The following is a 26,000-nucleotide window of genomic DNA, read 5'->3' on the forward strand; positions in this document are numbered from 1 at the left end:
TATCCACTTCGCTCGAAAATGCTTCGGGCTTCGCATTCATCGCGCCAGCCGGCCCTGGATCTCGATGTCGATCTGGTCGTCGACGATGTTGACGTCCCGGCCGATATCGTAGGTCGGCCGCAGGAAGCTGCCGCTGGCCCGGAAGGGCAAGGCTTCGCCGCGCCGGGCCTTGCCGATATCGCCGTTTATCATGGCGCGCACGGTGAAGGGATGCGTCATGCCCTTGATGGTGAGCCGGCCCCGAATTTCGAGGTCGTGCTCGCCCGTCCGCGTCACGCTGTCCGAGACGAAGGTCGCGGTGGGATAGGCCGCACTGTCCAGCATGCTCGCCCCGGCAATGAAGCCGTCGACCAGCGGCGAGCCCGCCTTGATCGAACCCGTTTCCAGCGTGACCCGGATGCGGCTTTTCTCGGGATGGTCGAAATCGATCGAGAAGGTGCCGTCATAGCGCTCGAAGCGGCCATTGGTGACGACCGTGCCGAAGCGGTGGCCGATGAAGCTGATCTGCGTCGCCGCGCGGTCGAAATTCCAGCTCGACTGGGCCTCGGCCGGCAGGCCGAACAGGAGGGCGCCGAAGGCGAGGACAGCTGGCTTGATCATGACGCACCGGAGGCGGCTTGCGAGAATCGCGAAGTATCGTCTTTTCCATGGAAAAAACGTGGCGAAGCGCGCCGCAACACGCAAAGGTGAAGCGGCGCCGCAATTCGCGACCGGCACCGCTCAAGCGCGTTTGGTGATGACCCCGTCGAAGGTGGAGCGGATGGCGCGGGCAAGCGCGATCGCAGCCCAGCCCTGGAAGATCAGCTCGATGGCGAGGAAGGTGCCGAGCACCCAGAGGCTCGAGGCCGGCCATTGCATCAGGATCATGCCGCCGAGGATCAAGGACAGCAGCCCCGAGAGCGCAACCCAGGTCCAATAGGGCAATTCCCGGTTCTGGAAAGCGACGATGAGGCGCAGCACGCCCGTGGCGACCAGAGCCGCGCCGGCCAGCAGGGTCAGCGATGCCGTCGCGAGCAGCGGGTTGGCGAAAGTCATCACGCCGACGGCGACGTAGAGCACGCCGATCAGGACATGCAGCAGGCGGCTCTTCCAGCCCTGATGGCGAAAGGCGTCGATCAGCACGATGATGCCGCCGACGAAGATCATCGCCCCGAACCAGATCGCGCTGGCGACGCTGAGCAGGGCGACCGCGCCGAGCCCGAGCACGCCGAGGACGATCAGGGCGATGCCGGCCGCCATCAGCCAGCGCCAGTTGCGCCTGAGCGGAATGAGATGCGTGCCGAGCGATGGCGGGCGATGCGGGGAGGTTTCGGACGGCGTGCTGATTTCAGAGGGATTGCTCATGGCGACCGGCTCCGTTTGCGGCAGGCGCCGAAGACCGGAACCGCCTGTCAGACGAAAGCCATGAGAAACCCGACGGGCCGGCGCGTCAATCGCAGCCGGCTCCATCCTCCAAAGATCGCGCCCGCCGGAGAGGCCGAGCACCGGCCCGGCCAGGCGCCGCAGCACTCATCGAGCGCGCGGAGCCACCGGGCTGCGCATGTCTCAGCCGAGCTTTTCGGCCACGAGCTTGCGCAGGCTGCGCAGGTCCTTGACGAAGCCGCGGATGCCCTCCGCCAGCTTCTCCGTCGCCATCGCATCCTCGTTCATGGCGAAACGGAAGGCCTTCTCGTCGAGGACGATGCGCTTCGCCATCTCCGAGGAAGTCTGCGGCGAGGCGGCAGGCGACAACCGGCGCGGCAGATCGCCGGTCGCGGCGGCGAGCTCGTCGAGCAGGCTAGGCCCGATGGTCAGCCGGTCGCAGCCGGCCAGCGCCTCGATCTCGCCGGTGTTGCGGAAGGAGGCGCCCATCACGACCGTCTTGATGCCGAAGGTTTTGTAATAGGCATAGATGCTCTTCACCGAGACGACGCCGGGGTCGGTCTCGGCCGTGTAGGGGCCGCCGCCAGCCTTGACGTGCCAGTCGAGGATGCGCCCGACAAAGGGCGAGATCAGGAAGGCCCCGGCATCGGCGGCCGCGACAGCCTGCGGCAAGGCGAAGAGCAGCGTCAGGTTGCAATCGATGCCCTCGCCCTGCAGCACCTTGGCGGCCTGCAGGCCCTCCCAGGTCGAGGCGATCTTGATCAGGATGCGCTCGCGCGCGACGCCGCGCTCCTTGTAGGCGGCGATGATGGCGCGCGCCTTGTCGATCGTGGCCTTGCCGTCGAATGAGAGATCGGCATCGACCTCGGTCGAGACGCGGCCGGGCACGATCTTCGTGAGTTCCGTGCCGAAGCTGACGGCGAGACGGTCGCAGACGGCCTGGACCGCCTTCTCGCCACCGCCCTGCTTCTTGCCCCAGGCGATCGCCTCTTCGACGAGATGGGCATAGGCCGGCGTCTCCGCCGCCTTGAACAGCAGCGTCGGATTGGTGGTGCAGTCGACGGGCTTGAGCCGGCGCACCGCTTCGATATCGCCGGTGTCGGCGACGACGGTGGTCATCTCGCGGAGCTGGTCGAGCTTGGAAGCCATGATCTGTTCCCGGTGTCCTGATCCTTGGGCGGTCACCCGCAATGTGGCGCCTCTGCCCTGCCATTGCGAGCCCGCCATGGCAATCCGACCATGCGCGCGGGTGACACGCAACCACCGGCCATTTACGACACGGTCTTCACGGAACTGTCACGCGCAGGGTCTACCGGCAGCGCCATCCCGCGGTTGCGGCCAGAGATGGAGAGTTACATGCAGCGCAAGGCATTGAGCGCGTTCACCATTGCCGCCGGCCTGATCGTCTCGGCGCTGGGCGCGCAGGCGCAGGGCGTGGAAGGCAAGCTGGTGCTCTATACGAGCCAGCCGAACACCGACGCTCAGCAGACCGTCGATGCCTTCAAGGCGAAGTACCCGAAGGTCGACATCTCCTTCGTCCGCGACGGCACGCCGCGCGTCCTGGCGAAGCTCAGGGCCGAGTTCGAGGCAGGCAGCCCGCAGGCCGACGTGCTGCTGATCGCCGATTCCGTGACCATGGAAGGGCTGAAGAAGGAAGGCCGGCTGGAGGCTTATGACAAGGCCGACGTCTCGGCCTATCCGGCGGGGATCCACGACCCGGCCAAGTTCTGGTTCGCGACCAAGCTGATCACCACCGGCATCGTCTACAACACCAAGGCCACGATGAAGCCGACGAGCTGGCTCGACCTCACCAGGCCGGAGGCGAAGAACCAGATCGCCATGCCGAGCCCGCTGAATTCGGGCGCCGCGCTGATCCACACGATCACGCTGACCGGCAATCTCAAGGATGGCTGGAAATACTACGAGTCGCTGAAGGAGAACGGCACGCTGGCCGCCGGCGCCAATGGCGACATCCTGCGCCAGGTCGCCACGGGCGAGAAGCTCTACGGCATGATCGTCGACTTCATGCCGATCCGCGAGAAGGCCAAGGGCGCGCCGGTCGAGTTCGTCTTCCCGAGCGAGGGCGTCTCCTCGGTCAGCGAACCGGTCGCGATCCTCAAGGGCACGAAGAACGAAGCCGCGGCTCGTGCCTTCATCGACTTCGCCCTGTCGAAGGAGGGGCAGCAAGTCGCGCTGAAGCAGGGTTATGTCCCGGCGCGTCCCGATGTCGCGCTGCCGGCCGGCTACCCGGCCCGCGACGCCATCAAGCTGATGCCCTTCGACGCCGGCAAGGCGCTGGCCGAGTCGGACGCCGCCCGCAAGCGCTTCGGCGCCATCTTCGAGTGAGCGCGGTTTCGCCTCACGGACATACGGCGCGATGACGCTGGTCCTGCGCCCATCACGCAAGCGGGAGCCCGTTCCGGCGCTCCCGCTTCCGCCTTTGCGCCTGCCTGCCGAGCTAGGGTTGCCGGCGCTCATCATCCTGATTGCGCTGCTGCTCGGCGGCCTGCCCTTCCTGCGGCTCGTGCTGGCGGCCTTCGCGCCGGGCTGGCAGTTCGCGCCGGAGACCGCCTTTGCCGCGATGACGGGCCGCTCGGCCATCACGGCTACGCTGCATACGCTCGACACCTCCTTCTTCTCGGCGCTGGGCGCGCTCGCGATCGGCACCGTCGTCGCACTGGCGCTCGGCGTCAGCGATGTCCGCGGCAAGCGCCCGCTGGCCTTCGCCTTCGTCTTCTCGATGATGATCGCGCCGCAGGTGGTGGCGCTCGCCTTCCTCAGCCTGCTCGCACCGAATTCGCAGGTGCTGATGCTGCTCGGATTGGCGCCGGCGCCGGGCACGGCGAACCCGCTGCTCGGACGCGGCGGCATCATCTTGGTCATGGCGCTGCATCATGCGCCGCTGGTCGCGATCACCCTCTGGACCGGCTTGCGCAGCATTCCGCATTCGCTGGTCGAGGCGGCGCAGATGGAAGGCGCGGGCCCGGCGACCATCACCGCGCGAATCATCGTGCCGGTGCTGCGGCCGCAATTCATCGCGGCCGGGCTGATCGCCTTCGTTGCCGGCGTCGGCAATTTCGGCATTCCGGCCCTGCTCGGCCTGCCGGTGAACTATCTCACTTTGCCGACACTGATCTACCGCCGGTTGTCGAGCTTCGGCCCGGAAAGCCTGCCGGAGACGGCGGCGCTCGCCCTGCTCGTCGGCGCCGTTGCGGCGCTCGGCATCCTCGCCGGCATGGCGGTCGCGCGCCGCCAGGGCGGCAAGGTCGAGATCGAAAGGCCGCTCGAGCCATTCTGGCTGCTCGGGCCGGCACGCCCCTTCGTCGCGGCAGGCCTGTGGCTGCTGCTGCTCGTCAAGCTCGGCCTGCCCTTCTTCGCCCTGCTGAGCGAGGCATTGACGCCCGCGCTCGGCGTTCCGCTGTCCTGGCAGACGCTGACCTTCGACAAATTCGCCGAGGTGCTGTTCCGGCAGGCCGTAACCATCCGCGCCTTCTGGAATTCCTTCTGGTTCGCGGCGGTCGCGGCAGTCCTGCTCTCGCTCACCTCGATCGCCTTCGCCTACGGGCTCGAGCGGCGCATCGGCAGGCTCCGGCGCCCGGTCGAGCTCATCGTCGAATTGCCCTATGCGCTGCCGGGCGTGGTGCTCGCCATCGCCTGCATCCTGATCTTCCTGAGGCCGCTGCCGCTGATCGGCGTCAGCATCTACGGCACGCCCTTCATCATCCTCTTCGCCTATCTCGCGCGCTTCCTGCCGCTGGCGCTGAAGGCGCCGCTGGCGGCGATGGCGCAGATCGAGGCGCATCATGAAGAGGCGGCGAAGCTCGACGGCGCCGGTCTCTGGCAGATGCTGCGCTTCATCGTCGCGCCGATCCTGGCGCCGGCCGCCGCCGTCTCCGCCCTGATGGTCTTCCTCGTCGCCTTCAACGAACTCACCGTCTCGGCGCTGCTCTGGTCGTCAGGCACCGAGACGCTCGGCGTCGTGCTGTTCAGCCTGAAGGAAGCCGGGCTCGCGGGCGAGGCCGCCGCGATCGCCATCAGCGCCTCCGCCGTGATCCTCGCCGCCATGCTGCTCCTCGACCTCCTCGGCCGGCATCTGCCGCGCAACGTGCTGCCCTGGAGAATCTGAAGCGCGACATCAACGTCACGACCGACCTGAGACCGCGGGCGGAACGTCACGGAAAATTAAGCCTGACAGCGCCGTAGATGGAGCATGAATGCTCCATCTACGGCGGCTCTTGCCGATGATAAACCCGGGAAAGACGAGCGCGGCATCCTCGTCATCGAAGATTCGCGGACATTCGCGATCGCCTTGCGTCAGTTCCTCGAGGCGGAGACCGGGCTGCCCGTCACGACCTGCGCCTCGCTCAAGGACCTCAGCGAGCTGATCGTCGCGGCACCCGGCGCCTATGCGATCGCGGTGGTCGACCTCAACCTGCCGGACGCGCCGCGCGGCGAAGCGCTCGACTGGACCGTCGCCCACGGCATCCCGACCGTCGTCTTCACCGCGACCTTCGATCTCGCCACGCGCGGACGGATCATGGAGCGGGAGGTCATCGACTACGTTCTGAAGGACAACGAGTTCGCCCTTCCGAACCTCGTCGGCACGGTGAAGCGCGCGCTCGACAACCGCAACACGCGCATCCTCGTCGTGGACGACACCCGCACCACCCGCAAGGTGCTCGCCCGCATGCTGTCGATCCAGCAATATGTCGTGGTCGAGGCCGGCTCGGGCGCGGAAGCGCTCGCCCTGCTCGACGCCCATCCTGACCTGGAGCTCGTCGTCAGCGACTATTACATGCCGGACATGGACGGCTTCGAGCTGGCTCGCAAAATCCGGCGGAGCCATCCCAATGTCCGCCTCATCGGGATCTCCTCCTCGACCGACCGGAAGACCTCCGCCGGCTTCCTCAAGGCCGGGGCGCATGACTTCGTCGCGCGCCCCTTCGTCCTCGAAGAGCTGCAATGCCGCATCGCCTCGAATGTCGAGACGCTGACGCAGCTCAAGCGGCTGCAGGAGCTGGCCGCACGGGACTATCTCACCAACCTGTTCAACCGGCGCCATTTCTTCGAGCAGGGGCCGGCCCTGGTCGAGACGGCCCGGCAGGCCGGGTTGCCGGCCTCGATCGCGCTGCTCGACATCGACCATTTCAAGCAGCTGAATGACCGCCACGGCCATGACGGCGGCGACAGGGTGCTCGATGCGGTTGCGCGGAACCTCAGCCGTCTGGCCGAGGGCGGCACCAATCTGCTGGCGCGCGTCGGCGGCGAGGAATTCGCGATCCTGTTCCGGGGCGCGGATCTCGCGGAAGCCCTGCGGCTCTCGGAAACGATCCGCGAGGAGATCGCCCGCGAAGCGCTGCTGCTGGGAGGCGAGACGTTGGCGCTCACCGTCTCGATCGGCGTCACCGAGATCGGCGCCTCCGAGCGTCTCGATGCCAGCCTCGGCCGGGCCGACCAGGCGCTCTATACGGCCAAGCAGGCCGGCCGGAACCGGGTCTGCGCCGCCGCTCAAAGAAGCTAGGGCAGGCTCGCGCGCAGCCGGCTACTCCGCCGCCGCGCGCGGCTCCTGTCTCGGCTCGCCCATCAGAAGCGCGCGCGACACCTTGGCTTCGCGCACGACGAAGTCGACGATGGCGCGGACACGGGCGACGTCCTTGAGGTCGGCATGGACGAGCAGCCAGAAGGAGCGGGTGATCTGCACCGTCTCGGGCAGCACCGGCACGAGCCGCGGGTCGTTCTCCGCCATGAAATGATGGATGACGCCGACGCCGGCACCGGCGACGACCGCGTTCATCTGGGCGATGACGCTCGAACTCTGGACATGGGCGCGCAGGCCTTTGGCGACCTCGTCGAGATAGTCGAGCTCGGGCGAGAAGATCAGGTCGTCGATATAGCCGATGATACGGTGCTCGAAGAGATCGTCCGGCTTCGTCACCGAAGGCATATCCTTGAGATAGCCCGGCGCGGCGTAGAGGCCGAGGCGATAATCGGCGAGCTTGCGCGCCACCACCTTGCCCTCCTTCGGCGGGGCGAGCGTGATCGCGACATCGGCCTCGCGCTTCGACAGCGAGAGCAGGCGGGGCATGGCGATGAGCTGGATCTCCAGCCCCGGATAGGATTTCGCGAAGGCCGCGAGGCGCGGCGCCAGGAAGGCGGTGCCGAAGCCGTCCGGCGCGCCGATCCTGACCGTGCCGGACAAGGCCATGTCGGCGCCGCCGATATCGCTCTGGATGGCGAGCGCCTCGGTCTCCATCGTCTCCGCCTTGGCGAGCAGCCGCTCGCCATGCGCCGTCAGCGTGTAGCCCTGCGGACGGCGCTCGAAGAGCTTCGCCTTCAGCGCCTCCTCCAGCGAGGTGATGCGGCGCGAGACGGTGGCATGGTCGGCGCCGAGCCGGCGCGCGGCGGCGGTCAGCCGGCCGGAGCGGGCCACCGCCAGAAAGAAGCGGAGATCGTCCCAGTCGAAGCGCTCCAAGCCTCCCTCCTCATATTTGTGTTTTTGCACGACAAGCGTTCCACGCCCGCTATAGCCGTGCGCAAACGAGAATGGTAGTGAGTTGTCACGATCACCACACCACCAATTCGTAGGGAGGGCGCCATGCGTCAGGTCGGACATTTCATCGGCGGCAAGCAGGTCGCCGGCACCTCGGGACGCAGCGCCGACATCTTCCAGCCGATGGATGGCAGCGTGATCGGCAAGGTCGCGCTCGCCTCTGCGGCCGAACTCGACGCGGCCGTCAGGAACGCGGCCGAAGCGCAGCCGAAATGGGCCGCGACCAATCCGCAGCGCCGCGCCCGCGTGCTGATGAAGTTCCTCGACCTGATCGCCCAGAACAACGAGGAGCTGGCCGAGCTGCTCGCCCGCGAGCATGGCAAGACCATTCCCGACGCCAAGGGCGACATCCAGCGCGGCGTCGAGGTCGTGGAATTCTCGCTCGGCGCGCCCAACCTGATGAAGGGCGAGTTCACCGACGGTGCCGGCCCCGGCATCGACATCTATTCGCTGCGCCAGCCGCTCGGCGTGGTCGCCGGCATCACCCCGTTCAACTTCCCGGCGATGATCCCGCTCTGGAAGCTCGGCCCCGCGATCGCCTGCGGCAACGCCTTCATCCTGAAGCCCTCGGAGCGCGATCCCGGCGTGCCGATGCGCCTCGCCGAACTCTTCATCGAGGCCGGCGGCCCTCCCGGCATCCTCAACGTCGTCAATGGCGACAAGGAAGCGGTCGACGCCATCCTCGACCATCCCGAGATCAAGGCCGTCGGCTTCGTCGGCTCGACCCCGATCGCGGAGTACATCTACGCCCGGGGCTGCGCGAACGGTAAGCGCGTGCAGTGCTTCGGCGGCGCCAAGAACCATATGGTCATCATGCCCGACGCCGATATGGACCAGGCCGTCGACGCGCTGATCGGCGCCGGCTACGGCTCGGCCGGCGAGCGCTGCATGGCGATCTCGGTCGCGGTGCCCGTCGGCAAGGCCACGGCCGACGAGCTGGTCAGGCGCCTGATCCCGCGCGTCGAGAGCCTCAAGGTCGGCCCCTCTACCGATGTCACCGCCGATTACGGCCCGGTCGTCACCAAGGCGGCGATGGAGAAGATCAAGAACTACGTCGATATCGGCGTCGAGGAAGGCGCCAAGCTGGTGGTCGATGGCCGCGGCTTCAAGATGCAGGGCTACGAGAACGGCTTCTATGTCGGCGGCTGCCTGTTCGACAACGTCACCAAGGACATGCGCATCTACAAGGAAGAGATCTTCGGGCCGGTGCTCGCAGTCGTCCGCGCCGACAGCTATGACGAGGCGCTGAAGCTCACCAACGACCACGAATACGGCAACGGCACTGCGATCTTCACCCGCGACGGCGACGCCGCGCGCGACTTCGCCTCGAAGGTGCAGGTCGGCATGATCGGCATCAACGTGCCGATCCCGGTGCCGCTGGCCTATTACACCTTCGGCGGCTGGAAGCGCTCGGCCTTCGGCGACCTCAACCAGCACGGCCCGGACTCGATCCGCTTCTACACCAAGACCAAGACGGTGACGGCGCGCTGGCCGAGCGGCATCAAGGACGGTGCGAGCTTCGTCATTCCGACGATGAATTGACGCGGCACCGGCGAGGGGGCCATGGAGCGAACGCTGCGGACCCTCGCAACGTCGCTTCCGGCCTCCGCTGGCGCGGCTCGACCTGCCATGAATGCTGCCGGCGCATCGCGATCTGCCGGCCGCCCTTCCCCATCCCGATCCGACGCGAACAGGCCCGGCCTTTCGTCGCGATTGCGCGCGCCTGCGCCGCGGGACTATCTCACTGATCAGGAGGGCCAGCCATGAACGCCTTCGCTCTCACCGAAGACCAGATCGCCATCCGCGACATGGCGCAGGAATTCGCCGCCGAGACACTCGCCCCCCACGCCATGCGCTGGGACGAGGAGAAGCATTTCCCGGTCGAGGAGATGCGCGCTGCCGCCGCGCTCGGCATGGGCGGCATCTATATCCAGGACGATGTCGGCGGCTCCGGCCTGACCCGGCTCGATGCGGCGCTGATCTTCGAGGCGCTCTCGACCGGCTGCCCGACGGTCGCAGCCTATATCTCGATCCACAACATGTGCGCCTGGATGATCGACCGCTACGGCTCCGACGAGCAGCGCCGGCGCCTCCTGCCGAAGCTCTGCACGATGGAGCATCTGGCGAGCTATTGCCTGACCGAGCCCGGCGCCGGCTCGGACGCGGCCGCTCTGAAGACCAAGGCGGCGCTCGACGGCGACCATTACGTGCTCGACGGGCAGAAGCAGTTCATCTCCGGCGCCGGGGTTTCCGACATCTATGTCGTGATGGCCCGCACCGGCGAGGCCGGCCCCGGGGGCATCTCGACCATCGTGGTCGAGAAGGACACGCCCGGCCTCTCCTTCGGCGCCAACGAGAAGAAGATGGGCTGGAACGCCCAGCCGACGCGGGCGGTGATCTTCGAGAATTGCCGCGTGCCGGTGGCGAACCGGCTCGGCCCGGAAGGCATCGGCTTCAAGATCGCCATGGCCGGCCTCGATGGCGGGCGGCTCAATATCGGCGCCTGCTCGATCGGCGGCGCGCAAGGAGCGCTCGACCGTTCGCTCGCCTATGCCAAGGAACGCAAGGCGTTCGGCTCGGCCATCGCCGATTTCCAGGCGCTGCAGTTCAAGCTCGCCGACATGGCGACCGAACTGGAGGCGGCCCGCAGCCTGCTCTGGCGCGCGGCGGCGGCGCTCGATGCCAAGACGCCGGATGCGACCAAGCTCTGCGCCATGGCCAAGCGCATCGCCACCGACACCGGTTTCGAGGTCGCCAATGACGCGCTGCAGATCCATGGCGGCTACGGTTATCTGGCCGATTACGGCATCGAGAAGATCGTCCGCGACCTGCGCGTCCACCAGATCCTCGAAGGCACCAACGAGGTGATGCGGATGATCGTTGCGCGCGGGCTGGTGGGACGCGCGAAGGGGAATTGACGCCTATGCGGCGAGCGGTCTCACGCGCTTCTCGATCTCGCGGCCGGCGGCCTGCCGGGCGAGGCGCAGATCGTAGTCGCTCTGCAAAGCCATCCACATCTCCGGCGATGTTCCGAAAAACTGCGCAAGACGCAACGCGGTGTCGGCCGTGATCGCCCGCTCGCCCTTGACGATGCCAGCGATGCGGCTCACCGGCGCGTCGATGTCACGCGCGAGCCGGTTCTGGCTGACGCCGAGCGGCTTCATGAACTCCTCCAGCAGGATTTCCCCGGGAGGAACCGCAGCCAACGGGCTCTCATCGGAAGCCTCGCCGACTCGTGGATCAATGGTAGTCGACGATCTCGACATCATGCGCCTCCCCATCCCTCCAGACAAAGCAGACCCGCCACTGATCGTTCACCCGGATCGAGTGCTGTCCCGCACGATCTCCGCGAAGAGCTTCCAGCCTGTTGCCCGGCGGAACACGCAAATCGTCCAGCTTCGCAGCGGCGTGGAGCATCAAAAGCTTCCGGCGGATGATGCGTTCAATTGCCGCGAAACGCTTGACCGGCCTGTCGTTGAACAGAAGCTCGGCTTCGCGCTGCGCGAACGATCGGATCATGAGACAACAGACTATTCCGCGATAAGTATTCCGTCAACAGGAATGGAAGGAAACGCGACATGACCAGCATCGCCTTCATCGGCCTCGGCAATATGGGCGGCCCGATGGCCGGGAACCTCGTCAAGGCGGGCCATAGCGTCAAGGCCTTCGATCTCGTCGAGGCATCGCGCCATGCCGCCGCAGAGCTCGGCGTCGGTATCGCAGCCTCCGCCAAGGAGGCCGTCGCGGATGCCGAGATCGTCGTCACCATGCTGCCGGCCGGCAAGCATGTGCTCTCGGTCTGGGCGGACATCCTGCCGGCGGTTAAGCCCGGTACACTGCTGATCGATTCCTCGACCATCGACGTCGACAGCGCCCGCAAGGCGCATGCGCTGGCGGCCGAGCGCGGCTGCCTCTCGCTCGATGCCCCGGTCTCGGGCGGCACGGGCGGCGCCAAGGGCGCGACGCTGACCTTCATGGTCGGCGGCACGGCGGAAGCGTTCGACAAGGGCGAGCCCATCCTCGCCAAGATGGGCCGCAAGATCGTGCATTGCGGCGGCGCCGGAAACGGGCAGGCCGCGAAGATCTGCAACAACATGATCCTCGGCATCTCGATGATCGGCGTCTCCGAGGCTTTCGTGCTGGCCGAGAAGCTCGGGCTTTCGCATCAGGCGCTGTTCGACGTCGCCTCGACCTCGTCCGGCCAGTGCTGGTCGCTCACGACCTATTGTCCGGTGCCGGGGCCGGTGCCGACCTCGCCCGCCAACAACGACTACAAGCCCGGCTTCGCCTCGGCGCTGATGCTGAAAGACCTGAAATTGTCGCAGGAAGCGGCACAGGCGGTGGGCGCTTCGACCCCGCTGGGCGCGGCAGCGGCGCAGCTCTTCGGCCTGCACAATGCCTGGGGCGAAGGCGGCACGGATTTCTCCGGGATCATCCATCTTTTGCGCGGTCGCGGAGAGGCGTGAGAGACGCTTGCGCGGCAGGGTGTCGCGGGTCTAGGACGGACCCATGAACGACACGCCCCTCCGCCGCGAACGCTCCTCTCTCACCGGCTTCGCGGTCAACCGGCTCGACCGGCGCGAGGATTTGCGGAACAAGCCGGATGCGGTGACCGCGCTGCGCCACCGTTCGGACACGCTGATCGCCGCCGTGGCGGGCGAGACGCCGATCCTCAACCGAATCGAGGGCGAGACGCTCTCGGTCTGGTTCAGCCATGGCGAGACCGAAATGCTCGGCCCGGCGCAGGAGGAGATCTTCCTCGGCATGGCCGAGGACGGCTCGCCGCGCTTCGGGCGGCTGCTCGACCGGGCCCTGGCCGAGACCCTGAAGGAGCGCCCCGAGCTCGTCGTGACGGATCTGCGCTCGGTCGCGTTGAAGCGGCTCGTTCCCGAGGACGAGGTCGGGCCGCTCGGCGAGGCCAAGGCCGTGCTCGACTGGCATGCGCGCCACCGCTTCTGCGCGCAGTGCGGCGGGCCGACCAAGGCGGCCGCGTCCGGCTGGCGGCGCGAATGCAGCGTCTGCGGGGCGATGCATTTCCCGCGCACCGACCCGGTCGTGATCATGCTGGTGACGCGTGGCGACAAATGCCTGCTGGCACGTCAGGCGCGCTTCGCGCCGGGCATGTATTCCTGCATCGCGGGCTTCGTCGAGCCGGGCGAAACGATGGAAGACGCGGTGCGCCGCGAGAGCTGGGAGGAAGCGGGACTAAGGGTCGGCCCGGTCCGCTACCTCGCCTCGCAGCCCTGGCCCTTCCCGTCCTCGATCATGCTCGGCTGCATCGCCGAGGCGTTGGGCGACGAGATCACCCTCGACATGACCGAGCTCGAGGAAGGCCGCTGGTTCCCGCGCGAGGAGGTGCTGCAGATGCTGAACGGCACCCATCCGGACGGCCTCGCCTGCCCGCAGCATATCGCCATCGCCAACACGCTGCTCCGGGCCTGGGCCCTGGAGGGCGAGCGGGTCTAGGGTCTCCGCATCCTAGCGTCGCGACGAACGAACAGCCTTTTCGGAGCCTTGATGTCGACGGACCCCGTCAACGCCTTCGTACCGGGCCCGCGAGCCCGGATTCCCGGCAAGCCGGGCCTGCCGCTCTCAGGCCTGACCTTCGCGGCCAAGGATCTGTTCGATGTCGCGGGGATACCGACCGGCGGCGGCAATCACGACTGGGCCCGGGCCAACCCCGTGCCCGAACGCCATGCCTGGGCCGTGCAGAGGCTGCTCGACGCCGGCGCCGAACTGGTCGGCAAGACGATCACGGACGAGGTGTCGCTCGGCATCCTCGGCGAGAGCGCCTTCGACGGGACGCCGCTCAACAGCGCCGCACCCGAGCGCGTGCCGGGCGGCTCCTCCTCCGGCTCGGCCGCTGCCGTCGCCGCCGGCCTGTGCGATACCGCGCTCGGAACCGATACGGGCGGCTCGATGCGCGTGCCGGCGAGCTTCTGCGGCCTCTATGGCATCCGGCCGACGCATGGCCGGCTCGACCTGACCGGGCTGATGCCGCAGGCGCCGAGCTCCGACACCGCCGGGTGGTTCGCACGCGACGCGGCGACCTTCGCGCGCGTCGGCACGGTGATGCTGGGCGAGGAACCAGGTCGTTTGCCGACGAAGCTCCTCATCGCCGTGGACGCCTTCGGCTTCGCCGACCCGGAGGTCGCCGCCGCCTTGCAGCCCATGGTCGAGCGGCTGGCGCGGATCGTCGGTTCGCCGCCGCGTGAAGAGATCATGGCGCCGCAGGGGCTCTCGGTCTGGGCGCGGGCCCAGCGCAGCTTGCAACCGGCCGAAGCCTGGCAGACCTTCAAGCCCTGGATCGAGCAGCACAATCCGCGCATGGCCTTCAGCGTCGCCGCCGGACTGATCGCCGGCTCGCAGATTCCGGCGAGCGAGCGCAACTGGGCCGCGCTGATGCGCGAGGAGGCCCGGGCGCGGCTGCGTTATCTCCTGCCGGCCGGAACGATCCTCTGTCTGCCGACGACGCCGTTCCCGGCGCCGCTGCGCGGCCTGTCCCTGCCGGAGCTTCAACCGCTGCGCGACCGCATCACCTGCCTCTGCGCACAAGGCGGCCTGGCGGGCCATCCGCAGGTCAGCCTGCCCGGTGCCATCGTCGACGGGGCGCCTGTCGGCCTGTCCATCATCGGCGGGCGCGGCAGCGATGCCAGCCTGATCGCCGTCGCCAAAGCCATGGAGAATGCGGCGTGACCGACCTGACCCCGAACCTGCCCGACGTGGTCGCCGAGATCAGCGCGCTCTTCGAGGCCTATGAACAGGCGCTGATCGATAAGAACGTGGACGTTCTCGACGCGACCTTCTGGAACAGCCCGCACACCATCCGCTACGCTCTCGGCGAGAACGGCTATGGCTTTTCCGAGATCCACACGCACCGCGTCGCCCGCCCGCCGGGACCGGGCATCAAGGAGAAGCGGATCAGGCTGGAAATCCTGACGCTCGGCCGCGACTTCGCCACCGTGAACCTGGAGTTCAAGGTCCGGGGCCGCGACGTCATCGGGCGCCAGAGCCAGAGCTGGGTGCGCTTTCCCGATCTGGGCTGGAAGGTCGTCTCCGCCCATGTCTCGACGATGGAGCCGCGCCCCTGGTGAGACGCATGGCGGCGTCATGAAGATGGCTTGAAGACCGCGTTTCCTGTGCCGATCGGAACTGCTGGAGGATCACCGATGTCATTCTACCGGGGCATGACCTGCACGAACGTCACCATCGGCGGAGACAAGGGCGATCCGATCACCGCCTATGTCGCGAAGCCCGAGGGGCCGGGGCCCTTTCCGGCCGTGGTGCTGATCCATCATCTGCCGGGCTGGAGCGAGATCTATATCGAGACGACGCGGCGCTTCGCGCATCACGGCTACATCGCGATCTGTGCCAATCTCTATGAGCGGGCCGGCGCCGGCAATCCGGACGATGTCGCGGCCAGGGTGCGCGCCGAGGGCGGCGTTCCCGACGCGCAGGTCATCGGCGACACCGAGGGCGCAGTGAAATGGGTGCGGGCGCTCAAGGAGCACAACGGCAAGGTCGGTCTCTTCGGCTCCTGCTCGGGCGGCCGGCACGCTTTCCTCTATGCCTGCCAGAAGCACGACGTCGACGCCTGCGCGGAGCTCTGGGGCGGGCGTGTCGTGATGGCGCCGGAGGATCTCAACGCCAAGACGCCGGTCTCGCCGATCACGCTGACCGAGGGCTTGTCCTGCCCGCTCATCGGCATCTTCGGCAACGAGGACCGCGCGCCGAGCCCAGAGCAGGTGAACCAGCACGAGGCGGAGCTGAAGAAGCACGGCAAGGCTTACGAGTTCCACCGCTATGACGGCGCCGGCCACGGCTTCTTCTACTGGAATCGCCCGATCTACCGGCCCGAGCAGGCGATGGACGCCTGGGGCAAGATCTTCGCGTTCTTCGGAAAGCATCTGTCGTAAGATATTCCCGCGTTTCTCCAAAAACGCGGGAATATCTTACCTTTTTGTTTTTCGCATTTTCTTCACGCGAACCGGTATCCACTTCGCTCGAAAATGCTCCTATCGGAGGCCCATCATGTGCACGTCGATTGTCGAGATCGTCCCGGTCGAGGGCATGGCCAAGCGCGGCGATGACTGGTTTTCGCTGACCCAGGCCGTCGTCGCCTATGACCATGCCCGCCACGCGCCGCTGGCGGATGTCGTCACGCTGGACTTCATCAACGCTTCGCTCGATGTCGGCGCGCGGGCCGGCGTCGAATTGACGCTCGAGACTGCGAAGGCGCTGCATGCGGCGCTGGGGCGGGCGATCGCCGAGGCGGAATTCGAGGAGGCAGAGGTGCGCGGCAAGGGCGCGCCGGCGAGTTTGGTCAGGGCGGCCTGAGGCGGTTGTTTCCGCCTGGTTTTTCCGCCGCTGCACTCAGGGCGGAGCGGTCGAGAGCCACCAGCTCCCTGCGTCGAGCCAGCAGCTGTCGTCGGGCTCTCCATCGAAGCGGATCGACTGCACGCTCTCGATATCGCCCCGCTGGAAGGCGGCCACCAGATCGCGGCCGAGCTCGGCGTTCTGCTCGGTCTGGCAGGCGATGAAACTCGCCCGCGAGATGAAACGAGCAGGCCAGGACGATCCATCATCCTGTGGTTTCTCCACGAGAAGCATTCCACCGTGCGTCGTCTCGGCCTGGAGCGGGAACAGCAGCCGGCCGCCCGGGTGCAAGGCTTCGAGCCAGTTGACGCTGGGGTGGCTGATCCCGGCATTCACATAGACGATGTCGGCCTTCGGGAGGGGATCGGTCGTCCCGGACCGCGCCATCACCTTCGCCTGCGGCCAAGGGCCGAGATTGCTCGTCGCCCTCTCGGCAAGCGCGGGGTCGATCTCGTAGGCGTAGACCCGACCTTCGGGGCCGGCGAGCGTGGCGAGGATCGCCGTGTAATAGCCGCTCCCCGCACCGATCTGCAGGACGGTTTCGCCCGGCAGGACGCCGACGCAGTCGAGGCAGCGCGCATGCAGGCTGGGCTCGCCGATATTGATGCCCCGCGCCGGATCGAGTGCGATCAGGACATCCTGATAAAGAAAGGCGGGATCGGCATCCGGCGTCTCGATATAGCCGGAGCGCTCGGGACCCCGCCTCCACGGGCTGGCGACGCGGATGAACCACGGCCCCGGCCCGGCGAAGGGCTCGCGGGGCACGGATGCGAAGGCGGCTTCGATGCGCGGATCGCGAACGGCGCCCGTATACGCCACGTAGCGCGCGAAGAAAGCCCGCAGCTTCGCAATCCGCTGCGCCTCGGCGGTTGCCGATCGCTCATCTGCCATGCTCGCCCCCAAATGCACCGCCACCTGACGGTATCGCTTCGGAGGCGCGGATCAATCGCCGCGTGGCGACAGCGACCGATCCGCTGCCACGCGGCCGCTACTCCGCCGGCTCTTCGATGGTCGAGCGGAAATCGCTCGCCGGATAGACGCCCATGATCTTCATCTCCTTGGAGAAATAGGAGAGTTCATCGAGCGCGCGCCGCAGCGCCGGGTCGTCCGGATGCCCCTCGACATCGGCGTAGAACATCGTGGCGGCGAACAGGCCGTCGACCATGTAGCTTTCCAGCTTGGTCATGTTGATGCCGTTGGTCGCGAAGCCGCCCATCGCCTTGTAGAGCGCGGCCGGGATGTTGCGGACGCGGAACATCAGCGTCGTCACGGTCTTGCCCGCGCCCTGGCGGGCATATTCCGGGTATTTCGAGAGCACGACGAAGCGGGTGGTGTTGTGCTTCTCGTCCTCGATGTCCTCCATCAGGATGTTGAGGCCGTAGACCTCCGCCGCGATGCGCGGGGCGATGGCGGCGCGCGTTACGTCGCCGGTCTCGGCCACCTGCCGGGCGGAACCCGCCGTATCGGCCGCGACCTCGGCCTTGAGGCCGAGCTTGCGGATGATCTTGCGGCACTGGCCGAGCGCATGGATATGGCTCTGCACCACCTTGACCGTCGCCAGCGTCGCGCCCTCGACGCCCATCAGATGGAAGCGGATCGGCAGGAAATGCTCGCCGATGATGTGCAGGCCCGAGCGCGGCAGCAGATGATGGATGTCGGCGACGCGGCCGGCGATCGAATTGTCGATCGGGATCATGCCATAGCGGGCCTTGCCGTCGCTGACGGCTGAGAGCGCGTCCTCGAAGGTGGGACAGGGCAGGAGTTCGCAATCCGGAAACACCTGGAGAGCCGCCTGAGAGGAGAAGGCTCCGGGCTCACCCTGGTAGGACACGACGAAGGACATGGGGTCTCTCAGGCTCCTCAGCTTCTTGTCTTCGCCGTTCCAGCGAAGCCGCGATGCGGCTTCGCTGGAACGGCTTTAGCGGGACTTCAGGATCGCGCGGGCGCGATCGAGATCATGGGGCGTGTCAACGCCGAGCGGTACGTCGTCGACGACGATGATGTCGATGCGCATGCCGTCCTCGACCGCGCGCAACTGCTCGAGGCGCTCGCGCTTCTCCAGCGGCGAAGGCGGCAGCGAAACGAAGCGGTCGAGCGCGCTGCGGCGATAGGTGTAGAGGCCGATATGATGATAGAGCGGCCCCTCCCCGCCCGGCGCGGTGACGCGGGTGAAATAGAGCGCCCGCATCCGGCCGGGGCCGATCTCGCTGCCGATCGCCTTGACCACGCTGGATTCGGTCTTCTCCTCCTCGCGCGTGATCACGGCGGCCAGCGTAACGATGTCGACTGCGGGGTCCTCCAGCGGCGCCACCGAGGCGATGATCACCTGCGGGTCGATGGTCGGCAGGTCGCCCTGGACGTTGACGATGACGTCATGGCGGCCCTGCGGATCGACGATGTCGGCGGCCTCCTTGATGCGGTCGGAGCCGGAGGGATGATCGGAGCGCGTCAGGGCGGCGCGACCGCCCGCTTTTTCCACAGCCGCGACGATCTCGGGCGTGTCGGTCGCGACCACGACGGGTCCGAGCCCCGTCTCCATCGCACGGCGCCAGACATGCACGATCATCGGCTCGCCATGGATGTCGGCGAGCGGCTTGCCCGGCAGGCGGGTCGACTGCATGCGGGCGGGGATCAGAATCAGCGGATTCGGCATGATCGGCGGCGGGTCCGGCTGGGATGCCGCTTCGGGACGGGAAGCAGCGTCGAAAGGTCTCAAAACGAAGCGCGCTTATACGAGTTGCAATCGGGCGCGCAAAGCGGTTAAGCAGCATCCGAGGCTGGAGGCGTTCAAGACTTCGGCTAAGGCTCTATCTCGTCTCCCGCGCCTCGGCCGCGGAGGGTCCAGGGTTCGGATACGATGAATATCGAAGCCAACAAGATCGCCGGCGCGGTTCTGTCCACGCTCCTCGCGGTGATGGGTCTCCAGATGGTCGCCGGAATCGCCTTCACGCCGCATAAGCCGGCCGTGCCGGGCTACGACCTTCCCAGCGCCGAGCCGGCCTCCGCCGGCGGCGCCGCTCCCGCGGCCGTGGAAGATCCGCCGATCGCCGACCGCCTCGCCAAGGCCGACCCGGCCAAGGGCGAGAAGGCGACCGCTGCCTGCAAGGCCTGCCACACCTTCGAGAAGGGCGGCGCCAACAAGGTCGGCCCGCATCTCTTCGGCGTCGTCGGCCGCAACGAGGGCACCGTCGAGGGCTTCGGCTACTCGGCTGCGATGAAAGGCCGCAACGACAAGACCTGGGATGCCGACGGGCTCGACCACTTCCTGAAGAACCCGAAGGCCTATGTCGCGGGCACCGCGATGTCCTTCGCCGGCATCAGCAATCCTCAGACCCGCGCCGACGTGATCGCCTATCTCAGCACGTTGAAGTGATCGGTTTCGATCTCACCTCTCGCTGACCCTTCCGAGCCGGGCTTAACGCCCGGCTTTTGCTTGCGGTGCCCTGCTCCCGCCTTCACCATGGCGATAATCACCGCCATTGCCGTTCCGGCGCCCACGGGCGACAAGGAACAGGCGAATCGGAGAAGGAGACGCGAGACGATGGCGATGCGCATCACACGCCGCAGGCTGCTCGAAGCCGGAGGCGTCATGGCGGCAACGGCCGCTTTGCCGGAACTGTCCGGGACGGTGCTCGCACAGGAAGCCGAATCGCACGGGCTCTCGACCTTCGGCGAGCTCGGCCTACCGCCGGATTTCCCACATTTCCCCTATGTGAACCCGCAGGCGCCGAAAGGCGGCACGCTGACCCTGCAGATCAAGCAGGCCGGCGGCAACCAGAGCTTCGACACCTTCAACACGCTCAACACCTTCGTGCTGCAGGGCGACGGTGCGGCCGGCATGGATGCCTGCTTCGACAGCCTGATGGCCGGTTCGGGCGACGAGCCGGGTTCGCTCTACGGGCTCCTGGCCAAGAGCGTCGCGGTCTCCGCCGACAGGCTGACCTATCGCTTCCGCCTCAGGCCCGAGGCGAAATTCCAGGACGGTTCGCGCGTCACGGCGAAGGATGTCGCCTTCTCGCTCAACATCCTCAAGGAGAAGGGCCACCCCTCATACCGGCTGACGCTGAACGAGATGGTCTCGGCCAGCGCCGAGGGCGACGACATCGCCATCGTGCAGTTGTCGCCGAAGCGCAGCCGCGACCTGCATCTGGTCGTCGCAAGCCTGCCGGTCTTCTCCGAAAAATACTGGTCGACGCGGGATTTCACCGCCGCGACACTGGAAGCGCCGCTCGGTTCCGGCCCCTACAAGGTCGGGCGCTTCGAGCAAGGTCGCTTCATCGAGTTCGAGCGCCTGCCGGATTACTGGGGCAAGGATCTGCCGGTGAATGTCGGCACCAATAATTTCGACCGGGTGCGCTGGGAGTATTTCCGCGACCGGCAGGTGGCGTTCGAGGGCTTCAAGAGCGGCGTCATCACCTTCCAGGAGGAGTTCACCTCACGCATCTGGGCGACCGGATACGACTTCCCGGCGCTGAAGGAGGGCAAGGTCAGGAAGGAGTCCCTGCCTCGGACGGAACCGGTGGCCTCGCAAGGCTGGATCTATAATCTGCGCCGCGAGAAATTCGCCGATCCGCGCGTCCGCGAAGCGCTGGGCCTCGCATTCGACTTCGAATGGACGCGCAAGAACATCATGTTCGGCTTCTACGAGCGGCTGACCTCCTATTTCGAGAACTCGGATTCGAAGGCCGTCGGCAAGCCCTCGCCCGCGGAGCTCGCGCTGCTCGAGCCCTGGCGCGGCAAGGTGCCGGACGAAGTCTTCGGCGAGCCCTGGCTGCCGCCGGTCTCGGACGGCTCGGGCAGCGATCGCAACCTGCTGCGCAAGGCCGACGAGATGCTGCGCGCCGCCGGCTGCAAGCGCGACGGCAATGTGCTCAAGCTGCCGAACGGGCAGCCCTTCGAGATCGAGTTCCTCGATTCGAACCCGGCGCTGCAGCCGCATACCCAGCCCTTCCAGGCGAATCTGAAGCGCCTCGGCATCAATGCCACCTCGCGCTTCGTCGACCCGGCCCAGTATCAGCGCCGCCTCGACGAGTTCGATTTCGACATCATCACCCGCGCGCTCAGCGGCAGCGCCATTCCGAGCGACACGCTGCGCATCGTCTATGGCTCGGAAGCGGCCAAGACGCGCGGCTCGCGCAACCAGAACGGCATCAGCGACCCGGCGGTCGATGCGATGATCGAGAAGATCGGCCAGGCGCACAGCTATGCCGACGCCGTCACCGCCGCGAAATGCCTCGACCGGCTGCTCCGCGCCGGCCGCTACTGGATCCCGATGTGGTGGAACGACGAGGTCTGGCTCGCCCATTGGGATATGTTCGACCGGCCGCAGACCAAGCCGAAATTCAGCTCCGGCGCTCCGGGAACCTGGTGGTACGACGCCGAGAAGGCCAAGCGGATCGGGAAGGCGTGATGACCGCACCGTTCTCCGTCGGCCAGGTTCAAGGCGCGCCGCGCCTGCTGCTGCGGTTGGAAGGGCTCGCGCTCGGCCTGCTCTGCATCTGGCTGTTTCACAAGTCGGGGGCCTCATGGTGGCTGTTCGGCAGCCTGATCCTGGCGCCCGATCTGACAATGCTGGGCTATCTCGCCGGACCGCGTTTCGGCGCGGTGCTCTACAATGCCGGGCACACGCTGCTCTGGCCGGTCCTTCTCGCGGTCATCGGTTGGGGTGTCCAAGCCTCCCTCGCGCTCGCCCTCGCTTTGATCTGGGCAGCTCACATCACCCTCGACAGGGCACTCGGCTACGGCTTGAAATATTCGAGCGCGTTCAACCACACGCATCTGGGAACCATCGGCCAGCCCGGAAAGGCGCAGTGAGCGAATGCTGAGCTATATCGCCCGGCGTCTCGCCCTGATGGTGCCGACCCTGTTCGGCATCCTGCTGGTCGCCTTCACCATCGTACAGTTCGCGCCGGGCGGACCGGTCGAGCGCGTGATCTCGCAGCTCCAGAACCCCAATAGCGGCGCGGCCGACCGCGTCGGCGGCGGCCAGGGCGGCGATGCCGGCGCCCATGGCGGCGAGGCATCAGCCTATCGCGGCGCGCAGGGCCTCGACCCCGCCTTCATCAAGGAGCTGGAGAAACAGTTCGGCTTCGACAAGCCGGCGCCCGAACGCTTCTGGAAGATGCTGACCGACTATGCCCGCTTCGATTTCGGCCGCTCCTATTTCCGCGGCGCGCCGGTGCTGCAGCTGATCAAGGAGAAGCTGCCGGTCTCGATCTCGCTCGGCCTGTGGATGACGCTGCTCTCCTACATGATCTCGATCCCCCTCGGCATCCGCAAGGCGGTGAAGGAGGGCTCGCGCTTCGACACATGGACGAGCGCGGTGGTCATCGTCGGCTATGCGATCCCGAGCTTCCTCTTCGCGATCCTGCTGATCGTGCTCTTCGCCGGCGGCTCCTTCTGGCAGATCTTCCCCCTCAGAGGACTGACCTCCGACAACTGGAGCGACCTCTCCCTGATCGGCAAGGTGAAGGACTATCTCTGGCATATCTGCCTGCCGGTCACGGCGATGGCGCTCGGCGCCTTCGCGACCTCGACGCTGCTGACCAAGAACTCCTTCCTCGACGAGATCAGGAAGCAATACGTCCTGACCGCGCGGATGAAGGGCCTGACCGAGCGCGGCGTGCTCTACGGCCACGTCTTCCGCAATGCGATGCTGATCGTCATCGCGGGCTTTCCGGGCGCCTTCGTCAGCGCGCTCTTCGCCGGCTCGCTCCTGATCGAGACGATCTTCTCGCTCGACGGGCTCGGGCTTCTCTCCTTCGAGGCGATCGTCAACCGCGACTACCCGGTGGTCTTCGCCAATCTCTACATCTTCTCGCTGATCGGCCTCGTCGTGCATCTCATCACCGACCTGACCTATAGCTGGGTCGACCCCCGCATCGATTTCGAGACGCGGGAGAGCTAGGGATGAGTGACACGCTGCTCGATGTCCCGCCGCCCTCTCTCCGCAGCGACGCGCCGCTCGCGCCGGTCGAGGCGAATGAAGGCTGGCTCAAGCTGACGCCGATCAACCGGCGCCGGCTCAACAACTTCAAGGCCAACAAACGCGGCTGGTGGTCGTTCTGGCTGTTCCTGGCGCTGTTCGTGTTGTCACTCTTCGCCGAATTCATCGCCAACGACCGGCCGTTGCTCGTCCGCTACAAGGGCGAGTGGCTGTTCCCGGTCGCGGTGACCTATCCCGAGGAGAAATTCGGCGGCTTCCTCGCCACGACCGACTACCGCGATCCGGTGATCGCCAAGGAGATCGCGGCGCATGGTTTCGCGATCTGGCCGCCGATCCGCTACAGCTACAACACCAACAATCTCGACCTGCCCGTCCCCGCCCCGGCCCCGCCGACCTGGCTGCTCAAGGACGAGCAATGCAAGCCGATCGCCGAGCGCAATGGCGGGGCGACCTGCCGCGACCTCGAATGGAACTGGCTCGGCACCGACGACCAGGGCCGCGATGTCGTTGCGCGATTGATCTACGGTTTCCGCATCTCCGTGCTGTTCGGGCTGATCCTCTGCGCCTTCTCCTCGGTGATCGGCATCGCGGCCGGCGCCGTGCAGGGCTATTTCGGCGGTTGGACGGATCTGATCTTCCAGCGGCTGATCGAGATCTGGACCTCGATACCGGCGCTCTATCTGCTGATCATCGTGGCAGCGATCATCACGCCGGGCTTCTTCGTCCTGCTCGGCATCCTCCTGCTGTTCTCCTGGGTTTCGCTGGTCGGCGTCGTCCGCGCCGAATTCCTGCGGGCGCGCAATTTCGAATATGTCAGGGCGGCGCGGGCTCTGGGCTTGTCCAACCGCACGATCATGATCCGCCACCTCCTGCCCAACGCGATGGTGGCGACGCTGACCTTCCTGCCCTTCATCCTGAACGGCTCGATCACGACGCTGACCTCGCTCGACTTCCTCGGCTTCGGCCTGCCGCCAGGCTCGCCCTCGCTCGGTGAGTTGCTGGCGCAGGGCAAGGCCAATCTCCAGGCGCCCTGGCTGGGCTTGTCCGGCTTCGCCGTGATCGCGCTGATGCTGTCGCTGCTGATCTTCATCGGTGAAGCGGTCCGCGACGCCTTCGACCCGCGGAAGACCTTCGCATGACGGCCCCTCTCCTTTCCGTCGAAGAGCTCTCCGTCGCCTTCCGACAGGGTGGCAGGGACACGCTCGCGGTCGACCATGTCTCCTTCCAGGTCTCCAAGGGCGAGACGCTGGCGATCGTCGGCGAATCCGGCTCGGGCAAGTCGGTCTCGGCGCTGTCGATCCTGAAGCTCCTGAACTATCCGGCGGCGCATCACCCTTCCGGCAAGGTGCTGTTCAAGGGGCAGGACCTGATCGCGGCCGACGAGGACGCGATGCGCAAGGTGCGCGGCAACGACATCACCATGGTGTTCCAGGAGCCGATGACCTCGCTCAACCCGCTGCACAGCATCGAGAAGCAGATCGGCGAGATCCTCGAACTGCATAAGGGCCTGCGCGGCGAGAAGGCGCGCGCCCGCACGCTCGAACTGCTCGGCCTCGTCGGAATCCGCGATGCGGAAAGCCGGCTCGGCGCCTATCCCCACCAGCTCTCCGGCGGGCAGCGCCAGCGCGTGATGATCGCCATGGCGCTCGCCAACGAGCCCGATCTGCTGATCGCCGACGAGCCGACCACCGCGCTCGACGTCACCGTGCAGGCGCAGATCCTGAAGCTGCTCAAGGAGCTCCAGGGCCGGCTCGGCATGGCCATGCTGTTCATCACCCATGATCTCGGCATCGTCAGGCGCATCGCCGATCGCGTCGTGGTGATGCTGAAGGGCAAGGTCGTCGAGGAAGGTCCGGTCGCGGAGATCTTCGCCAACCCGCAGCACGCCTATACGAAGCGCCTGCTGGCGGCCGAGCCGAAGGGACGCCCCGAGCCGATCGCACCCGACGCGGCAACGCTGCTCGAAGCCGGGCCGATGAAGATCTGGTTCCCGATCAAGTCGGGTTTCCTGCGCCGCGTCACCGGTCATGTGAAGGCGGTCGACGGTATTTCCGTGAAGGTGCGCGAGGGCGAGACGCTCGGCGTCGTCGGCGAGTCCGGCTCGGGCAAGACCACGCTCGGGCTCGCGATCCTCAGGCTCATCTCCTCCGAGGGGCCGATCGTCTTCCTCGGCGACCGCATCGACGGGCTGTCGAGCAAGCAGGTTCGCCCCAAGCGCAAGGACCTGCAGGTGGTCTTCCAGGACCCCTATGGCTCGCTCTCGCCGCGCATGTCCGTGGCCGAGATCGTCGCCGAAGGGCTCGGCGTGCAGCAGCAGGGCCTTTCCTATGCGCGGCGCCGCGAGATCGTGGCGCAGGCACTCGCCGATGTCGGCCTCGACCCTGCAGCGATGGACCGCTATCCGCACGAATTCTCCGGCGGCCAGCGCCAGCGCATCGCGATTGCGCGGGCCATGGCGCTCGATCCGAAATTCGTGGTGCTGGACGAGCCGACCTCGGCGCTCGACATGTCCGTGCAGGCGCAGATCGTCGATCTGCTGCGCGGGCTGCAGGCGAAGCGCAAGCTGGGCTATCTTTTCATCAGCCATGATCTCAAGGTGGTCAGGGCGCTCTCGCACCGGCTCGTCGTGATGCAGAACGGCAAGGTCGTCGAGGAGGGCCCGGCCGAGGAGGTCTTCGCCCGGCCGCGCGAGGCCTATACGCAGGCGCTGCTCGCCGCCGCGCTCAATCTCGAGCCGGCCGGCGGCGACGCCGTCAGGGAGTGAGC

Annotated in this window: 26 protein-coding genes; 17 read left to right on the forward strand and 9 right to left on the reverse strand. The window is 66.9% G+C overall.

Annotated features, from left to right (window positions below; all coding sequences use genetic code 11):
- Positions 1-36: 36 nt before the first annotated feature.
- The 3 genes from AB6806_RS13055 to tal form a co-directional block, all read right to left on the reverse strand.
- Positions 37-600 (reverse strand): YceI family protein, encoded by a 564-nt coding sequence (locus AB6806_RS13055; RefSeq protein ID WP_142019936.1) that lies wholly within the window; start codon positions 598-600, stop codon positions 37-39.
- Positions 601-720: 120 nt separating this feature from the next.
- Complete coding sequence (locus AB6806_RS13060; protein ID WP_142019934.1) at positions 721-1,344, reverse strand: HdeD family acid-resistance protein; 624 nt, start codon at positions 1,342-1,344, stop codon at positions 721-723.
- Between the two features lie 201 nt (positions 1,345-1,545).
- Positions 1,546-2,511 (reverse strand): transaldolase, encoded by a 966-nt coding sequence (gene tal, locus AB6806_RS13065; RefSeq protein WP_142019932.1) that lies wholly within the window; start codon positions 2,509-2,511, stop codon positions 1,546-1,548.
- Between the two features lie 207 nt (positions 2,512-2,718).
- Between tal and AB6806_RS13070 the strand changes: the two genes are divergently transcribed.
- The 3 genes from AB6806_RS13070 (at position 2,719) to AB6806_RS13080 (ending at position 6,883) form a co-directional block, all read left to right on the forward strand.
- Complete coding sequence (locus AB6806_RS13070) at positions 2,719-3,708, forward strand: ABC transporter substrate-binding protein (protein WP_370954727.1); 990 nt, start codon at positions 2,719-2,721, stop codon at positions 3,706-3,708.
- Between the two features lie 31 nt (positions 3,709-3,739).
- A complete protein-coding gene (locus AB6806_RS13075) occupies positions 3,740-5,488 on the forward strand; it encodes an ABC transporter permease (RefSeq protein WP_370954728.1) in 1,749 nt (582 codons plus the stop codon).
- Between the two features lie 84 nt (positions 5,489-5,572).
- Positions 5,573-6,883, forward strand: a complete 1,311-nt coding sequence (locus AB6806_RS13080; RefSeq protein ID WP_051987655.1) for a GGDEF domain-containing response regulator — start codon at positions 5,573-5,575, stop codon at positions 6,881-6,883.
- A 21-nt stretch (positions 6,884-6,904) separates the two neighbouring features.
- On the opposite strand, the gene AB6806_RS13085 is transcribed toward AB6806_RS13080, so the two are convergent.
- Positions 6,905-7,834 carry a LysR family transcriptional regulator gene (locus tag AB6806_RS13085; RefSeq protein ID WP_142019926.1) on the reverse strand — a complete coding sequence of 310 codons (930 nt, stop codon included), beginning with the start codon at positions 7,832-7,834 and terminating at the stop codon, positions 6,905-6,907.
- 123 nt (positions 7,835-7,957) lie between these two features.
- Here AB6806_RS13085 and AB6806_RS13090 point away from each other — a divergent pair, with 123 nt between their 5' ends.
- Complete coding sequence (locus tag AB6806_RS13090; protein ID WP_142019924.1) at positions 7,958-9,454, forward strand: CoA-acylating methylmalonate-semialdehyde dehydrogenase; 1,497 nt, start codon at positions 7,958-7,960, stop codon at positions 9,452-9,454.
- A gap of 221 nt (positions 9,455-9,675) precedes the next feature.
- Positions 9,676-10,830 (forward strand): isobutyryl-CoA dehydrogenase, encoded by a 1,155-nt coding sequence (locus AB6806_RS13095; protein ID WP_370954729.1) that lies wholly within the window; start codon positions 9,676-9,678, stop codon positions 10,828-10,830.
- A gap of 3 nt (positions 10,831-10,833) precedes the next feature.
- On the opposite strand, the gene AB6806_RS13100 is transcribed toward AB6806_RS13095, so the two are convergent.
- Entirely contained in the window at positions 10,834-11,178 is a 345-nt protein-coding gene (locus AB6806_RS13100) for a HigA family addiction module antitoxin (RefSeq protein ID WP_210245562.1), read from the reverse strand.
- Positions 11,153-11,431, reverse strand: coding sequence for a type II toxin-antitoxin system RelE/ParE family toxin (locus tag AB6806_RS13105; protein ID WP_113254214.1), 279 nt, complete (start codon positions 11,429-11,431; stop codon positions 11,153-11,155). The genes AB6806_RS13100 and AB6806_RS13105 overlap by 26 nt, the downstream gene beginning before the upstream one ends.
- A 59-nt stretch (positions 11,432-11,490) precedes the next feature.
- On the opposite strand from AB6806_RS13105, the gene mmsB reads away from it, so the two are divergent.
- The 6 genes from mmsB to AB6806_RS13135 all read left to right on the forward strand — a co-directional run bounded on the left by mmsB (position 11,491) and on the right by AB6806_RS13135 (position 16,249).
- Positions 11,491-12,378: a 3-hydroxyisobutyrate dehydrogenase gene (mmsB, locus tag AB6806_RS13110; protein ID WP_038360605.1), complete on the forward strand. Its 888-nt coding sequence runs from the start codon at positions 11,491-11,493 to the stop codon at positions 12,376-12,378.
- 43 nt (positions 12,379-12,421) lie between these two features.
- Positions 12,422-13,378: an NAD(+) diphosphatase gene (gene nudC / locus AB6806_RS13115; protein WP_038360602.1), complete on the forward strand. Its 957-nt coding sequence runs from the start codon at positions 12,422-12,424 to the stop codon at positions 13,376-13,378.
- A gap of 51 nt (positions 13,379-13,429) precedes the next feature.
- Positions 13,430-14,608, forward strand: a complete 1,179-nt coding sequence (locus AB6806_RS13120; RefSeq protein WP_370954730.1) for an amidase — start codon at positions 13,430-13,432, stop codon at positions 14,606-14,608.
- The gene (gene hpxZ, locus AB6806_RS13125; RefSeq protein WP_370954731.1) at positions 14,605-15,006 is read left to right on the forward strand and encodes an oxalurate catabolism protein HpxZ; all 402 of its coding nucleotides are present in this window, start codon (positions 14,605-14,607) and stop codon (positions 15,004-15,006) included. Before AB6806_RS13120 ends, hpxZ begins: the two co-directional genes overlap by 4 nt.
- Positions 15,007-15,081: 75 nt before the next feature.
- Entirely contained in the window at positions 15,082-15,828 is a 747-nt protein-coding gene (locus tag AB6806_RS13130) for a dienelactone hydrolase family protein (RefSeq protein ID WP_370954732.1), read from the forward strand.
- Positions 15,829-15,943: 115 nt separating this feature from the next.
- Positions 15,944-16,249, forward strand: coding sequence for a DUF6295 family protein (locus AB6806_RS13135; protein ID WP_133562488.1), 306 nt, complete (start codon positions 15,944-15,946; stop codon positions 16,247-16,249).
- Positions 16,250-16,285: 36 nt separating this feature from the next.
- On the opposite strand, the gene AB6806_RS13140 is transcribed toward AB6806_RS13135, so the two are convergent.
- From AB6806_RS13140 to AB6806_RS13150, 3 genes are all read right to left on the reverse strand, one after another.
- Entirely contained in the window at positions 16,286-17,179 is an 894-nt protein-coding gene (locus AB6806_RS13140) for a protein-L-isoaspartate O-methyltransferase family protein (RefSeq protein ID WP_370954733.1), read from the reverse strand.
- A gap of 97 nt (positions 17,180-17,276) precedes the next feature.
- A complete protein-coding gene (locus AB6806_RS13145; protein WP_038360590.1) occupies positions 17,277-18,131 on the reverse strand; it encodes a prephenate dehydratase in 855 nt (284 codons plus the stop codon).
- 75 nt (positions 18,132-18,206) lie between these two features.
- Positions 18,207-18,941 (reverse strand): 3-deoxy-manno-octulosonate cytidylyltransferase, encoded by a 735-nt coding sequence (locus AB6806_RS13150; RefSeq protein WP_038360587.1) that lies wholly within the window; start codon positions 18,939-18,941, stop codon positions 18,207-18,209.
- Positions 18,942-19,145: 204 nt separating this feature from the next.
- Between AB6806_RS13150 and AB6806_RS13155 the strand changes: the two genes are divergently transcribed.
- The 6 genes from AB6806_RS13155 to AB6806_RS13180 all read left to right on the forward strand — a co-directional run bounded on the left by AB6806_RS13155 (position 19,146) and on the right by AB6806_RS13180 (position 25,998).
- Positions 19,146-19,661 carry a c-type cytochrome gene (locus AB6806_RS13155; protein ID WP_038360584.1) on the forward strand — a complete coding sequence of 172 codons (516 nt, stop codon included), beginning with the start codon at positions 19,146-19,148 and terminating at the stop codon, positions 19,659-19,661.
- 174 nt (positions 19,662-19,835) lie between these two features.
- Positions 19,836-21,698, forward strand: a complete 1,863-nt coding sequence (locus AB6806_RS13160; RefSeq protein WP_112763086.1) for an extracellular solute-binding protein — start codon at positions 19,836-19,838, stop codon at positions 21,696-21,698.
- Positions 21,698-22,102, forward strand: coding sequence for a DUF4260 domain-containing protein (locus tag AB6806_RS13165; protein WP_112763044.1), 405 nt, complete (start codon positions 21,698-21,700; stop codon positions 22,100-22,102). The genes AB6806_RS13160 and AB6806_RS13165 overlap by 1 nt, the downstream gene beginning before the upstream one ends.
- A 4-nt stretch (positions 22,103-22,106) precedes the next feature.
- The gene (locus AB6806_RS13170; RefSeq protein ID WP_038360579.1) at positions 22,107-23,195 is read left to right on the forward strand and encodes a microcin C ABC transporter permease YejB; all 1,089 of its coding nucleotides are present in this window, start codon (positions 22,107-22,109) and stop codon (positions 23,193-23,195) included.
- Positions 23,196-23,197: 2 nt separating this feature from the next.
- Positions 23,198-24,373: an ABC transporter permease gene (locus tag AB6806_RS13175; RefSeq protein WP_051987652.1), complete on the forward strand. Its 1,176-nt coding sequence runs from the start codon at positions 23,198-23,200 to the stop codon at positions 24,371-24,373.
- A complete protein-coding gene (locus AB6806_RS13180) occupies positions 24,370-25,998 on the forward strand; it encodes an ABC transporter ATP-binding protein (RefSeq protein ID WP_142019913.1) in 1,629 nt (542 codons plus the stop codon). Before AB6806_RS13175 ends, AB6806_RS13180 begins: the two co-directional genes overlap by 4 nt.
- Positions 25,999-26,000: the final 2 nt, after the last annotated feature.

The organism is Allobosea sp. RCC_152_1, from assembly GCF_041360765.1.
Taxonomy (GTDB): Bacteria; Pseudomonadota; Alphaproteobacteria; order Rhizobiales; family Beijerinckiaceae; genus Allobosea; species Allobosea spartocytisi.